Origin of the sequence: Flavobacterium turcicum (assembly GCF_011365745.1) — a bacterium.
Classification (GTDB): Bacteria; Bacteroidota; Bacteroidia; order Flavobacteriales; family Flavobacteriaceae; genus Flavobacterium; species Flavobacterium turcicum.
In genome coordinates this window covers 305,009-320,109 of record NZ_JAAOBY010000001.1, presented here as the reverse complement: position 1 = coordinate 320,109, position 15,101 = coordinate 305,009, and the positions used below count along the sequence as shown (strand labels likewise).

Below are 15,101 nucleotides of genomic sequence, written 5' to 3'. Positions count from 1 at the left end.
CAAAAGTTGTACTATTCGCGAAAACGTTATCTTTGTTTTTCAAAACAGAATAAGATGAGTACTAAAATATTGATTATAGGCGCTTGCGGCCAAATAGGAACAGAGCTTACGCAAAAGTTACGCTCGATTTACGGAACCGAAAATGTGATTGCCTCTGACATCAGAAAACTGAACGTTGATGTAGTAAATTCGGGTCCATTTGAAGTAGTAAATGCTTTAGATTTTAATCAGATTGAGCATTTGGTTGAAGTTCATCAAATTACCGATGTGTACTTGATGGCGGCACTATTATCGGCTACAGCCGAGAAAAACCCAGCCTTTGCGTGGGACTTGAATATGAACTCTTTATTTCATGTTTTGAATTTGGCGAAAGCCGGAAAAATAAAAAAGATATTTTGGCCATCAAGCATCGCGGTTTTTGGACCTACAACACCCAAAGAAAACACACCGCAATACACGGTTATGGAGCCATCAACGGTCTACGGAATCAGTAAGCAAGCAGGCGAAAGATGGTGTGAATACTACCACAATGTGTTTGGTGTTGATGTGCGTAGTATTCGTTATCCTGGTTTGATCAGCTGGTCATCGCCTCCTGGTGGCGGAACTACAGATTATGCTGTAGACATTTATCACAAAGCATTAGCCGATAAAAAATATGAGTGTTTTTTATCCTCAGAAACTAAAATGCCAATGATGTACATGGATGATGCTATTGCGGCTACCATCAAAATCATGCAAGCGCCTGTTGAAGAAATTAAAATTCGTTCCTCATACAATTTGGCTGCTATGAGCTTTACGCCAACAGAAATTGCTGCCGAAATACAAAAACACATTCCTGAATTTACGATTACCTACGAACCAGATTTCCGTCAAAAAATTGCCGACAGCTGGCCTGCAAGTATTGATGACAGCAGCGCTCGCGAAGACTGGAACTGGAATCATGAGTTTGATTTAGCAAGCATGACAATTGATATGCTAGAGCATTTGAAGTAAACTCTCTTAAATATATACTCAAAAAAAGTCTAATTTTTACATTAGACTTTTTTTGGTTTTATTAATCTCAGGCTAAATTTATTTTGAAATTTATGTTCAAATCAACATTAATCCTGGGTATTTAAAAAGTAGAATATATCCAGTCTACTTCATATTTTAACAAAGTATTTTTTTTAGTTTTTTCTAATACAAAAATTTTAAAATAAGGACTAAAATCAGTTACTGGATACAGTATTGGATTTTTCAACTTCATTTTTCTTTCCTCCAGTTGCTTTTTTTCCTTGTAAAACTGATACGCCATTTGTTGTAAATCTTCTGCTTTGTCAAAGGTGAATTTAGACTTATCAACTAAAAAAGTATCCTTTTTATTGATTTTAGAATCATAAATAAAAGTTTCTCCTCCCATATAAAAATAGATTTTATAATTAACTTCTTTTTTAATATCTCCTGCAGAGCCATCAAAAAGGACATATTTCACAGGTTTCTTATACTTATTCCCACCTTTATAAAAGTTGAAAAAATCACTTTCTTGGGATTGACCCATTATCGAAAATGAAATACATAATGTTAAAATCCAAAATATTTTTTTCATAGTAGTTACAATTTGAACGTCCGATATATCAGCACATTTTAAATCAATAAATTTAGAATAAAAATCCCGCAAAATTATATTTTGCGGTTTATTTGTGATATTTCAAACTTCCAAACCCCACATTTCTAATTAAAAAAACAACCGTTTCCTAAAAAAACAGAAATCACTCTATAATTATGTAACATTATAAATTTAAAAATAAATGTAGTGCAGTGATTATCATTATTTTTGATAAAAAACAGAACGTTATGAAACTTAAATCAAGTGAACCTTTTTGGTTGGTAAAAAACGGAATTCTGCACTCCTATCCCTCGTTACAAGAAAATATTAATACCGATATCTTGGTAGTAGGTGGCGGTATCACGGGAAGTTTGATTGCGCATCAATGCATCAAAGACGGTCACAAAACGGTTTTAATTGATAGACGAGAAATAGGTCATGGCAGTACATCAGCAACTACCTCGATGCTACAATATGAAATAGATGTTCCCTTACACGAACTCAACGATTTGATAGGTCCCGAAGAGGCAGCCGCGAGTTATTGGGCTTGCTACAAATCAATAGACGATTTGCAAAAGATTGTTTCAACCATAAAGTCTGACTGTGGATTCAAGAAAAAAGATTCCCTTTACTTTGCTGCTTATAAAAAAGATGTTGCTTGGCTGAAAGATGAATTTGAGGCCCGAAAACAAATAGGACTTCCGGTGCAATGGCTCGAAGCTGCTGACATTGAAAAACGTTTTAAAATAAAAAATTCGCACGGCGGCATTTTATCACAACAAGGCGGAAGTATTGATGCGTTTCAATTGGCACATGATCTTTTGCACTATAATCACAAAAAAGGTTTGCAAATATTTGACAAAACTGACATCAAGAACACAAGCTATAATCAAAACAAAGTTGTAGTAACAACCGAGCATGGCAGCACAATCACAGCAAAAAAAATAATTTACTGCAACGGCTTTGAAAGTACTGAAATTATTAAAGACAAATTCGTGAACCTCTTGTCAACCTACGCCATGGTTGGAGAACAATTTGAAGACGACCAAAGTCACTTGAGTGAAACTCTTTTTTGGAACACCGCCAAACCTTATATGTACATGCGCACCACAGATGACAACAGATTGTTGATAGGTGGAGAAGATGAAGACTTTGTTGATGCTGCAAAGCGTGATGCTTTACTTGAAAACAAATCAGTCAAACTAAAGAGCTATTTGAAAAAAATGCTACCAGATTACCACTTCCAAACAGATTTTGTTTGGGCAGGTACCTTTGGAGAAACCAAAGACGGATTGCCTTACATAGGCGAACATCCTAATTTTCCGGGCGCTTATTTTGTTTTGGGCTTTGGCGGTAACGGAATCACCTTTTCTGTAATCGGAATGGAACTTGTTGCTGATATGTTACAAAACAAAAAACATCCACTTTCAGATACATTTAAATTCAGACGCTAATTTGTTTTCCAAATAACAAAAAGCCCAAGTAAACCATAGTTTATTTGGGCTTTTGTGTGGAGCGTAAAAAGAAGAACTTACTTTTTCTTTTTTGCTAATAACGTCTGTAATTCTTTGTACTCTGCTTCCGATTGTAATTCAATTAAATCCCGACGTTTTCCGTTTTTGAGTATGAGTGCATATTTTTTTCTAACCGATGTCGACTTGTCTTGCACGGATACAATTTGCTCCAGCGGAATAATATTGCTACCGGTTTTTTTTATAAAATACTGTCGCAAACCCACCGCAACTGCCATACCAATTAACAACCAAATTAGTTTCATTAAACCAAATTCTACCTGAGAATTCGATAGGTTCAATATCACATTGACAAAAGTCACGATGAGTAAGAGTCGTACAATTAAAAAGTGACTTTTTAAACCGTCTTTAATTTCAAGCGAAGCAGTTGCTTCATTGTATTTGAATTTCATGTGAAAAAATAATTAAAATCTTAAAATAATTTTTGAGAAGCCAACGTTTTAACACGCTATGAATAGCAACTGATAACTAAACTTTCTTTATTTAGTCATAACTTTGCAAGTCGGACCGCGAACCTGACAAAATTAATCATAATTCAGTTTACCAATTCAATTTGAATGATAAATATCCCTCAAATTTCGAACCTTCGATTTTATACCGAATCTTCACTTGCAATAGATAGCATCAGTGAAAAAAAGGAACAAAATATTCATAATAAAATAAATTCTAGCTCGTACGAACTCTTTTGCCGAAACAAATTTCGAAAGCCGCTATTTGATTTGTACGCCATGTTTAACCCATTTAATGAAGCTAACAAAGCCTTTTACCCTTTTATATCCTATTTGAAAAAAAAGCTTAAAAAAGGGGATGTAATTTTGGATATTTGGAGTAGAACTGGTTGGTCTACCGCTATGCTATCAGGCTTGTTTCCTGAACAAAAAATAATCAGTATTTGGGAAGGTGACACTGATGTTCTGGGTTACAATGGGTTTGCTTATTGGTTTTCTAATCAAGAAATACCCTCAAATGTTGAAATTTATTTTTGTAACCTTAAGGAAAAATTACCTTTTGAGGATCAATCTATTGCTTTTGTTTTTGGATTTGATTTGCTACACAGACAATTAAAAACAAATTTAATTCCGGAGATTTTAAGAGTTAGTCAAGATAATGCATTGATTGTTTTTCCGCACGTTCATTTATCTAATAATGAACCTGTTCCTTATTTTTCTAGATGCGGAGACTTGATTCACGGTCGTGATTATGAAGCATTTTTTGAGCAGTTAAAACATATGAACAAATCAGCTTATGTGTTTTCAGAGCCTGATTTGTATCGTAAAAGTTTTGATCAAAATTTTCAAGCTAAAGCAAATCCTGATACAGCGGATTATAACGGATTAATCGCCATTGCACCAACTAAAATAGATCTTGAGAGCGAACTGCAGTCCTACAATTTTTTTGATTATTTCGAGATCAACGCAGCTAATATTTTACTCAATCCACTCTTAGAAGTTGATAGTAACAATCAAATTATTTACAGAAAATCCGATTTAGAGGATGAGATTTTAAATTTATTGCAAAATCACCCTGTGTATGAAGCGCAACTTGAAAAAACATTGGGTTACCATCTTTCGAACGAAGAATTAATTTTATTGTATTGGGCCCGAAAATGCCGCACTTGTAGCTTCATTCAAAAACAATTGGGTTTAGATGAAACTAATTTTAAAAAAATAATTACCAAGTTAGAGCGACTAGATATTATACAAATTGTACCCATTACCTCAAAACAAGTACGATTACAGCACTATTTCTCGCACCAAGAGTTTATTGATGCGCCTGAGCTCATGAACTTACAAACCTTGTGGCAAAGATCCGTTAGAAATTTTCCAGAAAACACCTTTGCGTTTGATCGTACTGATGAAACTTTTTACAATTACAGGGAGTTTAATGAAATTGTAAATTGCATCACGTACACCTTACAACAAAAAGGATTTAAAAAAGGAGATACGATTATTTTAGAGGCAGATATTCATTTTGAAGCTATGGGCTTATTTTGGGCCTGTATGAATTTAGGTGTTGTGTTTGTACCTATCAATAGCGACCTTCCTGAAGCTCTTTTTAATGATTTAATTGTACAATACCAGCCAAAAATTGTTTTTTTAAACTACTCTACTAAAACAATCGAAAATCCTAAGGTGGAAACTGTTTATTTTGATTCCGAAGACTTCAATGAAACGGGTACAAAGTTATTTTTTTCTGATTGGTTACTTGAAAACGAAGAGATGACACCATTGTTAGCACTTCATGAAAATGATCTTGCAGTGATTTTGCATACATCTGGATCAAGTGGTAAGCCAAAAGGGGTATTGTTAACGCATGGACAATTGTTTCAAAGCGCGATCAATATGGTAACAACATACAAAATTACAAATCAAGACAAATACCATTCAATTGGAAATCTTGATTCTATGAGTGGCCTACGCAATGCCTGCTTGGTTACCGCTACTGCTGGAGCAAGTTGTGTTCTTCCGTCTAAGGATGAACGCAATAACATAAGTGCGCTTTTAGATGGTATTTATGAAGCAGACATTAGTTTTTTGGTGGCGAGTCCTAGTTTACTGAATCAATTTTTATCTAAAAAAGAAGTAAAAAATAGATTGGCGAAAGTGAGCACCGTTTTAAGTACCGGAAGTAATTTATCGAAACAATTGAAAGAACTATTTTTTGAAAAAACAACTAAAAAAATCTTGAACTACTACGGCTTGACTGAAACTACCGGCTTTTGCCTTGGAGAAACTCACGTGTCATACCAAGATATTGGACATAATATAGGCAAGACCATTGATTGTATTGCGCAAATTGTTGATAAAAACAATCAAGAAGTACCCATAGGAATCATTGGCGAACTGCGCATATATAGTTATTGCAATACCCAAGGATATCATTCCAATAATCCTGATTTTGATGGAGTTCAAACTTGGTTCTACACTGGAGATTTAGCCAAAAAAACGATACTTGGAACCATCGAATTAACAGGGCGAAAGAAAGATTTTATAAAAAATGCTCGTAGTGAAATTGTATATTTTCAAGAAATTGAAGACGTAGTGCAAGCATTAGAAGAGGTTGTAGACACTGGACTAATCTCTTTTTTTGATAACGAATCAGAAAAACTAGCTTTGTTCGTAGAAATAGCAAACCAGAATACAACAACAGAAATTGGTATTGGAACTATAAAAGAAAAAATTTCGAAACAATTAGGCCAGAGCAAAGTACCTAGCGTCATTAAAATAATTGAGAAAATGCCACGTACAAGCCACGGAAAAATTATTAAAACAGAATTACAAAAGTATTTATGAATTGTATACAATTGTTAGATCGCGCGCGATTACATCCTAATAAAAAATTTGCTGTTTTAGCAGATAATAAAACTATTACTTATCAAGATCTTGTTTCAACTACAAATCAACTTAGTGTTTATTTTGATAAACTCGGTTTGCAAGCATCGGATAAAATTATATTGTCTACAGCAGACCATCAAAGTTTAGTAGAATTAACAATTGCCGCATATTGTTTTGGCCTGACCGTGGTTTTATTAGACTACAATACCAAATCATCTAGGGCACATTCTATCATAAAAAATTGCGAACCAAAAGCTATTTTTTTAGATACTTCTGTAAAATTAGCCTGGGAAGTTACGCATGAAAACTGCATCGAAATACAAAGAACTCAAGTTGGAAAGAAAAAATTTTTGAGTAAAATTTTTGCACAAAAAACTACCGATTCTACCACAGAAATTAACAACAACTCATATCCGGCTTGTTTACAAAAATTTGAAAAAGTACCATTGCAAAACCATAAAGCGATTGACCCTGAGAGTATAGCATATATAATGTACACATCAGGTTCTACCTCAGATCCAAAAGGTGTTGCAATATCTTATGATAGCTTATTTAGTCATTTAAAAACATTACAAAAAGTGTATGAAATGAATGAAAGTTCGGCTATTTTAAATGTACTTAATCTATATCATGCAGATGGAATCAATCAAGGTCCGCTTCTAGCTTTTTATTGTGGTGCCACTTGGTATTGCCCGTTTAAACTCGATACTTCTAAACTCGATTTAATCTATTACGCAATCTACAAGTATAAGATATCACACTTATTTGTAGTTCCTACTTTGCTTTCCTTTTTTGAGAAATACCACGAAGATTTTGAAGATAGTTTTCAAACTCCCGACTTTAAGTACATCATTTCAGTAGCAGCGCAACTTGAGGAAAAATTATGGACTTCTGTTTCGTCTCTTTTTAAGGTTCAAATATTGAATGTTTATGGTTTGACCGAAACGGTTAATGGCAGTTTGTTTTGTGGCCCCTCATCAGATTCTTTTAAAATAGGAACCGTAGGAAAACCTGTTGATTGCGAAGTAAAAATTATTGATGAAAATGGTACCGAAGTAGGACCAAATAAAACCGGTGAGTTAGCTATTTCTGGTAAACACATCATGAAAAAATATTTTGGTAACCCTACAGCAACCCTTGAAGTACTTATTAATGGATGGTTACATACCGGCGATTATGCACAGCAAGACGAACAAGGGTTTGTTAAAATAATTGGTCGTAAAAAAAGCATGATCAACTCTGGTGGTTTTAGGATTCAACCTGAGGAAATTGAAGAAGTAATATTAAACACTAATGAAGTTCATGATTGTAAAGTAATTGGCGTTTATGACGCTGTTTTGACTGAAAAAATAATTGCCTGCATTCAACTAAATGAAGGTAGTACTTTAAATGAAATACAACTTTACAAATACCTACGAGAAAATTTAGAGCAAGAAAAAGTGCCACATGATATTTATTTTGTTGCTGATTTACCGCGTGGTATAAGTGGCAAAATACAAGTAGATCAACTAAAGAAAAATATTGAGCAGCAATTAAAAAAACCAATTGAGAATAGCGCAGAAACACTCGAAACTATTATTCAAACTGCGGCTAATACTTTTAAAATTGACAGCAATGACATAACTGAAGCAAGTTCTTCAAATTCTCTTTCTGGATGGGACTCATTGAATAACTTGATTTTTATAACAACACTCGAAGAAATTTTTTCAATTCAATTTACAACTTCAGAGATTATGTCAATGACGAGCATTCGCTCAATTCACACCATGATTTCAAAAAAAATTAATTAATGAACGAAACGAGTCCACCGCTAAAAGTTTGGTTGTATACTGTGAGTACCATTTTAGTGCTTGTATTAATTTCTGTATTTGGTTTACAAACTGAAAAGAAAAATAAACAAATCGAATATAAAAATATCAACACTAAAGTCAGAAAAATTTTAAAAGTAAATAACAGTTCAAATGCCGCAAGACCATCAGTTGTTTTTTTAGGATCATCTTTAATAGGTCATGCCTTATATAACCTAAACGCAATTGATGAAAAATTTGAATTAAAGCAAACAAAAGCAAATCCAAAAATTTGCTCCATAGCAATTAATGCTCTAGACAATGAAAAAATTAACAAATTAAAACTTTTTGAAGAATTAGTAAATCATCCACCAGATTATCTATTTATTGAGATCAATCACATCTTGGTTGATGGTGAAGAAACTGAGTTAACTTTGAAGTATCTAAAAATTGCTATTAATAATTTATTTTTTTTTGTCAAAAATACAATTGGATTGGCTCCAGAAAAGACAATAAATTTCTTTAAAATCACACCCGAAAACGCTTTATTCCATGATCAGTTTAACATTGAAGATTATAAACAATTATTACAAAAAAAGCGTTCTGTTAGATTATTTAATGAAAATAAAATTTTAAACGAGGCTTGTTCAACGTTACAGCTTAAAAAGACAAAAATTATTTTTATAGATCTTCCTCGTGCTCCTCAATTAGAACAAATCTGGTTAAGTTCTACTCAAAAAAAAGCTTGGATCGAAGTACTAAAAAAATACCAAAGAACCTATAAAATAGACTTCTGGAAGTATCCTAATCTATTGAATAATTCTGACTTTGTTGATGGTGGCCATTTAAATTACAAAGGCGCAAAAAAATACCAAGATTGGCTAATTACTCAATTTAAATTATTACCATGACCTTAGTCTATCATTTGTTTTGCTTTGCTATTCCTATGGTTATTTTATCATGGATTTTGCCAAAAAAATATGTTTTACAATCGCAAATTATTTGTACTGGATTATTTATTCTTTATGAGTCTCCATTATCTTTTGCTTTATTGACATTTGTTTCGATAGGAAATTTTTACCTTCTGCATCATACAAAACTAAAACAAACCTTCAAAATAGGGATTAGCTTACTGTTTTTGGCGCTATTGCTATTGACAATAAAAATAACTATTGCTTTAGAACAAAATTGGGTTGTGCCTTTGGGAATTTCTTATTACGCGTTTCGAAATATTCATTACACTTTAGAATTTTTTAAAGATAAAGTTAAAAACCCAAACCTATTGTTCTACTTGAGCTATAATCTTTTTCTACCCGTATTTATTGTTGGTCCAATAAACCGCTATGCTGATTTTGTCAAGGATTGGCAACGAAGACGCTTTAATCAAGACTACTTTTCTGACGGATTACAACGCGTATTGTATGGCTTGTCTAAAATTGTCATTCTAGGAAATTATTTGTTTACGTTTAAGGCAAACCTTTATATCAAAAATTTAGATCCAAGTGACATTTGGCTACAAAATTACTTAGAAACTATTCGTTTTGTTTTAAATGCTTACTTTCAATTTGCTGGGTACTCTGATATTGCAATAGGTCTTAGTTTATTGATGGGTTACCGGATAACTGAAAATTTTAATTATCCATTTTTAACAACAAACATGCGCGATTTCTGGACAAAGTACCACATGTCGTTATCGTCTTTTTGCAAAGATTATATCTACACTCCTATTAGTTCATACTACAGAAAACCACTGCTAGGCGTGGGGATTACGATGATTGTAATTGCAATGTGGCATGAAATTTCAATTCGTTACTTGATTTGGGGAATTTTGCAGGCAATAGCCATTTCTGCAGGTTCCTTTTTTCAACAAATACCAAAAAACTTAGTAAGCACTTTTTTAGGACGGCTGTTTGTACTTCATTTTTTTGCTTGTAGTGGCATCATTATCAGTCATGAATCGCTAGCGAGCGCAATTGAAACTTACAAAATTTTATTTCTAATTTCATAACCATGTATTCTTTTTTAAAAAAATACTTCCATAAAAATATAGCCTTGATTCTAATTGTAATTTGGTATACCATATTAATAATCTATCTTCTACGATTACTTTTGGCTGATCTTGGAGAAGGACAATTTCGATATATTGGTTGGTAACTTTAACTACATAAAAAAATGTCTACTTCTTAAACAACACTTTAAAGATGTTGATCAAGAAGTAGACATTAATTTTATTAAAAAGAATTATTTAAAAACGTTATTCTCTTTTTTAATATCAGCCATTAAACTGCTAGGGTCAATCGTAATACTTTTTATAGATGATTTTGCTTTAGGAACATTCAACTCGTAAGTTGGGTATGCCCAAGCCCAATCAGAAAGTACCGTTCTTTTAATTGCCGGATACGGATTTTCTTTTTCAAAACTCATCATGCGCAAAGGCACATAAAAAGTTTCTACTGTTCCATCTGTATATTCAACAAGCAAATCAATTGGCATTGGCATTCTACCAATTCTTTCTAAAACCACCTTTGTTTGACCTGCATTTTCAGTTACTTCTTTAATTCCGTAATCAATCGTGTTGGTTGTTTGTGTCCAATCTGTTAAATACCAATCTAAGTTAGCTCCTGAAACTCTCTCAGCTGTTCTTTTAATATCATTCGGCGCAGGATGCTTGAATTTGAAATCGCTGTAGTATTTTTTCAATGTTTTCATCAAATTGTCTTTCCCAATCAAATAAACTAATTGTGTCAAGAAAAGTTCTCCTTTGCTGTAGGAACTAATACTGTACACTCTGTTCTCATCAAAACGATCCGCGTGTGTTCCTTGAGGCAATTCTTTTCCTGAATTAACCATTGAAAAATATCCTGCATAACCTCCCGCAAAAGGATTTTGTGCTTTTTTCTCTGCTATTTCATTCATTCCCAAATCTTCTAAGAACGATGTAAAACCTTCATCCATCCAGCCGTGTTTAGACTCGTTTGAGGCCAATACATGTTGGAACCAAGAGTGCGCCATTTCGTGAGCCGTTACGCCTAACAATCCTTCAAATTTACCTTGCCCCAATATCAAAGTACACATGGCATACTCCATTCCGCCATCGCCACCTTGAATAACTGAATATTGTTTGTACGGATACTCACCTACGGTTTTGTTGTAAAACTCCATCAATTTTACAGTCAACGGCTGTAGATTTTTCCAGTTTTCAATGTATTGTGGGTTGTTTTTGTACAAAAAGTGAATGTCAACACCATTTGGACCTTTGGCAATATCATGAATATAGTTTTTGTCAGCTGCCCAAGTAAAGTCGTGAACCATTGGTGCTTTAAAATGCCATGTAAGTGTTTTAGCTTTTTTAGGAATGGTAACCACTGCGCCTTGATCTTGGTATCCGTGACCAATTTCATTTGGATTTTGCAAGTAACCTGTTCCACCTAAAACATAATTTTTATCGATAGTAATTTTTACGTCAAAATCGCCCCAAACTCCGTGAAATTCTCTTGCGATATATGGATCTGCGTGCCAACCTTCAAAATCAAATTCGGCTAATTTTGGATACCATTGCGCCATTGACAATTCAACTCCTTCAGCATTATTGCGTCCAGAACGACGAATTTGCACCGGAACTTGACCGTCAAAATCTAGTGTGAAAGTAGTTTTAGAGTTCGGTAAAATAGGCTTTGCCAAAGTTACTTCGAGTATGGTTCCCACTTCTTTTGCAGTAGCGGCAACACCATCTTGTTTGAAATTAGTTACGTGTAAAAAACCAATTTCGTTAGGTTTCAAATTTTTAATGCGACTTTCTTTTACTTCTTTGTCACCTACTTTTACTTTAGATACCATTCTGCCATCAGGATCTTTGATGTTTTGAATGCGCGCATCCATTTCGCTTCCTGGCTGAAAAGCGTTGTTGAATAAATGGTAATACACTTTTTTTAACGTATCCGAAGAATTGTTAGTATACACCAGCTCTTGCGCTCCTTTGTACTTATAGGTAGCGACATCGAGTGCAACTTCCATTTTGTAGTTTGCATGTTGCTGCCAATACGCATTACTTTGTGCCCAAACACTACCAAAACCAGTAGTTAAAAGAGCGCATAAAAATAGTTTTTTCATAAGTGGTTAAAATAAAAAATGGAAGGACGATTTGTCCTTCCATAAAATTAAGTTTTTATTAGTTATTTTGACATTTTCTCAGCCATCAATAATGCGTTGTAAGCATTTACAATTTTACCTGATTGAGATAGCGTTGTAAACGAACGTTTGTCTGTTGGTTTTCCACCTACAATTACTTCGGTAGTTATTGCAACTCCCGAATCCATCAAGATTTGTTTTACTTGTTTGGCTGATAATTTTGGATAGTACGAACGAATCAATGCTGCAACTCCTGCTGTGTTTGGCGCAGCCATTGAAGTTCCTTGTAAATATTGGTATTCGTTATTTGGAGTGGTTGCATAAATTTTTACTCCTGGTGCAAAAACGTCTACATTTAATTTACCAATGTTAGAAAAACGAGCTACTACTTTTTCTCCGTATTCATAATTCAATGCCCCGATAGTTATTACGTTTGAAGCAAACTCTTTTACTTTATCATCAGAATCGTTCGGGAAATTTTCGGCAAAGTCAATATCTTTCGCATCGTTTCCTGCCGCGTGTACAAAAAGAACGTCTTTTTTCTCTGCATATTTAATAGCGTCATACACCCACTGTTTGTGTGGAGAAAAGCTTTTTCCAAAACTTCCGTTGATTACTTTCGCGCCATTGTCTACCGCATAACGAATTCCTAATGCAATATCTTTATCGTACTCATCTCCGTCTGGCACGGCACGAACTGTTAAAATTTGAACATTATTTGCTACTCCATCTCCACCTAAATTGTTACCTCTAACTTGAGCGACAATTCCGGCAACGTGTGTACCATGCAAAATTTCGTTTTTATCTGGACCCATTACGTTGTTGTTCCCGTACTTGGTATCAGTAATATCGTTTGGATTGTCGCCAACCACTTTACGATAATCTGTTTTCAGGTTGTCACCATTAATAAGTGCATCTTGAGCATCTTTTTGTTTTTGTACGGCAACTTTCAACTCAGCAACTGGTAAACCATAACCCAACATTTGTTGCATTGTAGTTTTGCTTTTTAGTAAATCAGCATCTTGAGTTGTAATTGCTTTTACCTCTTCTGCGGTATAAACAGCTTTACCTAAATGCTTCGCAATTGCAGCATCGCTTGTGGTTAATGTGCTAATCATTTGCTCCGAGCGTGCTTTTATTGTTGCTGCTTCGGCTACTTTTTTATCATTTACTGCTTTGGCTTCTTGAAATGTTTTTTCGTCTACCAAAGTTTTATCTCTAATGATTCTTTCGTATTCAACATTTTCTTTGGTAATATCACCCAAGAAATTCCAACCGTGAATATCATCAACGTAACCATTTTTATCGTCGTCGATTCCGTTTCCTGCAATTTCCTTAGCATTGGTCCATAAAACCGATTTTAAATCTTCATGCTCGATATCAACACCTGAGTCTACAATACCTACAATAACAGGTACTCCTTTTTTACCTTTTAACAATTCAGCATAAGCTTTATCAATACTCATTCCAGGAATGGTGTCGCTTACAATATCAAGGTGACTCCAACGTTTCAATTCGTTTTCTGTTAAAGCCGCTTTCTTCTGTACATTTAACGGTGCAGAAATTGGAGCCAAATTAGCTGTCGCAGTACTCGAAACTTGTTTTGCAGCGCCACATCCTACTAAAGCAAGCATGGCAAAAGCAGAAATGTAGATAGGTTTGATGGTATTCATGGATATTTACTTTTAAAAATTTTATAAAATATTGGTCTAAAATAATTGATTTTGTTACACAAATAAAAGGATTAACACTACGTTAAGATTTCATCACAACTATAAACTTGTTGTAGTCGAACTCCTTTTTCAGTTTGTACTACAGTAACTATTTCATTGTGGGCGTCATGCTCTAAAAACAAATAGTGGTTTTGTTCTACTGCAGTGTGCAATAATTTAGTTTTTTCTGGCATGGTAAGTAGTGGCCTTGTATCATAACCCATAACGTAAGGTATGGGAATATGCCCGGCTGTAGCCAATAAATCAGCGCAAAAAACGATGATTTTACCTTTGTATTGAATGTGGGGAATCATCTGTTTTTCGGTATGTCCATCTACAAAGAATATTCCAAAACCTAATTCAGATTTTTCAAGAAAATCACCTTCGGGTCTTTTTATAAAATGCAATTGACCGCTTTCTTGCATAGGCAAAATATTTTCAGATAGGAACGAAGCTTTCTCCCTCGGGTTTGGTTTTGTAGCCCATTCCCAATGATTTTCGTTGGTCCAAAACTTAGCGTTTTTAAAGGCTGGTTCGTATCCCGTTTTGTCTTTATTCCATTGTACACTTCCGCCACAATGGTCAAAATGCAAATGCGTCATAAACACATCCGTGATATCGTCGCGGTGAAAACCGTATTTTGCCAAAGATTTATCTAAAGAATGAGAACCCCATAAAGAATAGTATCCGAAGAATTTTTCAGATTGTTTGTTTCCCATTCCGGTGTCTATCAAAATCAAGCGATTTTCCTCTTCAATTAATAAACAACGTGCCGCAATGTCAATGAGGTTATTGGCATCAGCAGGATTGGTTTTGTTCCAGATGGTTTTAGGAACTACGCCAAACATAGCACCACCATCTAATTTAAAATTACCCGTTTCTATTGGATATAGTTTCATAATGTATCAAAATTGTATGCTCTAAAATTAAGCATATTTATTGATACCGAACTAAAAGTGTGTAAAAACAAATTGCACCCAAACCAATACACAACTGATGTGCAATGGTTTAAATGCAATTTG

11 protein-coding genes are annotated in these 15,101 nt (G+C 34.2%); 6 read left to right on the top strand and 5 right to left on the bottom strand.

Translation table 11 applies throughout. The annotated features are described in order from the left end of the window. Positions 1-54: 54 nt before the first annotated feature. Positions 55-993: an L-threonine 3-dehydrogenase gene (locus tag G9Q29_RS01410; RefSeq protein ID WP_166132722.1), complete on the top strand. Its 939-nt coding sequence runs from the start codon at positions 55-57 to the stop codon at positions 991-993. 121 nt (positions 994-1,114) lie between these two features. On the opposite strand, the gene G9Q29_RS01405 is transcribed toward G9Q29_RS01410, so the two are convergent. Next, on the bottom strand, positions 1,115-1,585 hold the full coding sequence (locus G9Q29_RS01405) for a hypothetical protein (RefSeq protein ID WP_166132721.1): 471 nt from the start codon (positions 1,583-1,585) through the stop codon (positions 1,115-1,117). Positions 1,586-1,833: 248 nt separating this feature from the next. Between G9Q29_RS01405 and G9Q29_RS01400 the strand changes: the two genes are divergently transcribed. After that, positions 1,834-3,039 (top strand): NAD(P)/FAD-dependent oxidoreductase, encoded by a 1,206-nt coding sequence (locus tag G9Q29_RS01400; RefSeq protein WP_166132720.1) that lies wholly within the window; start codon positions 1,834-1,836, stop codon positions 3,037-3,039. Positions 3,040-3,116: 77 nt separating this feature from the next. Here the strand turns inward: G9Q29_RS01400 and G9Q29_RS01395 are convergent, their stop codons facing one another. Continuing rightward, positions 3,117-3,509, bottom strand: a complete 393-nt coding sequence (locus G9Q29_RS01395) for a hypothetical protein (protein WP_166132719.1) — start codon at positions 3,507-3,509, stop codon at positions 3,117-3,119. Between the two features lie 336 nt (positions 3,510-3,845). On the opposite strand from G9Q29_RS01395, the gene G9Q29_RS01390 reads away from it, so the two are divergent. The 4 genes from G9Q29_RS01390 to G9Q29_RS01375 are packed head-to-tail and all read left to right on the top strand — an operon-like array spanning position 3,846 to position 10,247. Beyond that, positions 3,846-6,410 carry a class I adenylate-forming enzyme family protein gene (locus tag G9Q29_RS01390; protein WP_166132718.1) on the top strand — a complete coding sequence of 855 codons (2,565 nt, stop codon included), beginning with the start codon at positions 3,846-3,848 and terminating at the stop codon, positions 6,408-6,410. Then, the gene (locus tag G9Q29_RS01385) at positions 6,407-8,242 is read left to right on the top strand and encodes an AMP-binding protein (protein ID WP_166132717.1); all 1,836 of its coding nucleotides are present in this window, start codon (positions 6,407-6,409) and stop codon (positions 8,240-8,242) included. The genes G9Q29_RS01390 and G9Q29_RS01385 overlap by 4 nt, the downstream gene beginning before the upstream one ends. Positions 8,243-8,283: 41 nt before the next feature. After that, a complete protein-coding gene (locus tag G9Q29_RS01380) occupies positions 8,284-9,150 on the top strand; it encodes a hypothetical protein (protein ID WP_166132716.1) in 867 nt (288 codons plus the stop codon). Then, positions 9,147-10,247, top strand: a complete 1,101-nt coding sequence (locus G9Q29_RS01375) for an MBOAT family protein (protein ID WP_166132715.1) — start codon at positions 9,147-9,149, stop codon at positions 10,245-10,247. Before G9Q29_RS01380 ends, G9Q29_RS01375 begins: the two co-directional genes overlap by 4 nt. A 233-nt stretch (positions 10,248-10,480) precedes the next feature. Here G9Q29_RS01375 and G9Q29_RS01370 read toward each other — a convergent pair whose 3' ends face one another. The 3 genes from G9Q29_RS01370 to G9Q29_RS01360 all read right to left on the bottom strand — a co-directional run bounded on the left by G9Q29_RS01370 (position 10,481) and on the right by G9Q29_RS01360 (position 14,978). Further along, entirely contained in the window at positions 10,481-12,349 is a 1,869-nt protein-coding gene (locus G9Q29_RS01370; protein ID WP_166132714.1) for a M1 family metallopeptidase, read from the bottom strand. A gap of 62 nt (positions 12,350-12,411) precedes the next feature. After that, a complete protein-coding gene (locus G9Q29_RS01365) occupies positions 12,412-14,040 on the bottom strand; it encodes a S8 family peptidase (RefSeq protein WP_166132713.1) in 1,629 nt (542 codons plus the stop codon). Between the two features lie 77 nt (positions 14,041-14,117). Next, the gene (locus G9Q29_RS01360; RefSeq protein WP_166132712.1) at positions 14,118-14,978 is read right to left on the bottom strand and encodes an MBL fold metallo-hydrolase; all 861 of its coding nucleotides are present in this window, start codon (positions 14,976-14,978) and stop codon (positions 14,118-14,120) included. Positions 14,979-15,101 lie beyond the last annotated feature (123 nt).

What these genes read in the sequence shown, in the direction of transcription:
- G9Q29_RS01410 (WP_166132722.1), top strand. Translation starts at nt 55, where the DNA reads ATGAGTACTAAAATATTGATTATAGGCGCTTGCGGCCAAATAGGAACA.
- G9Q29_RS01405 (WP_166132721.1), bottom strand. Translation starts at nt 1,585, where the DNA reads ATGAAAAAAATATTTTGGATTTTAACATTATGTATTTCATTTTCGATA.
- G9Q29_RS01400 (WP_166132720.1), top strand. Translation starts at nt 1,834, where the DNA reads ATGAAACTTAAATCAAGTGAACCTTTTTGGTTGGTAAAAAACGGAATT.
- G9Q29_RS01395 (WP_166132719.1), bottom strand. Translation starts at nt 3,509, where the DNA reads ATGAAATTCAAATACAATGAAGCAACTGCTTCGCTTGAAATTAAAGAC.
- G9Q29_RS01390 (WP_166132718.1), top strand. Translation starts at nt 3,846, where the DNA reads ATGTTTAACCCATTTAATGAAGCTAACAAAGCCTTTTACCCTTTTATA.
- G9Q29_RS01385 (WP_166132717.1), top strand. Translation starts at nt 6,407, where the DNA reads ATGAATTGTATACAATTGTTAGATCGCGCGCGATTACATCCTAATAAA.
- G9Q29_RS01375 (WP_166132715.1), top strand. Translation starts at nt 9,147, where the DNA reads ATGACCTTAGTCTATCATTTGTTTTGCTTTGCTATTCCTATGGTTATT.
- G9Q29_RS01370 (WP_166132714.1), bottom strand. Translation starts at nt 12,349, where the DNA reads ATGAAAAAACTATTTTTATGCGCTCTTTTAACTACTGGTTTTGGTAGT.
- G9Q29_RS01365 (WP_166132713.1), bottom strand. Translation starts at nt 14,040, where the DNA reads ATGAATACCATCAAACCTATCTACATTTCTGCTTTTGCCATGCTTGCT.
- G9Q29_RS01360 (WP_166132712.1), bottom strand. Translation starts at nt 14,978, where the DNA reads ATGAAACTATATCCAATAGAAACGGGTAATTTTAAATTAGATGGTGGT.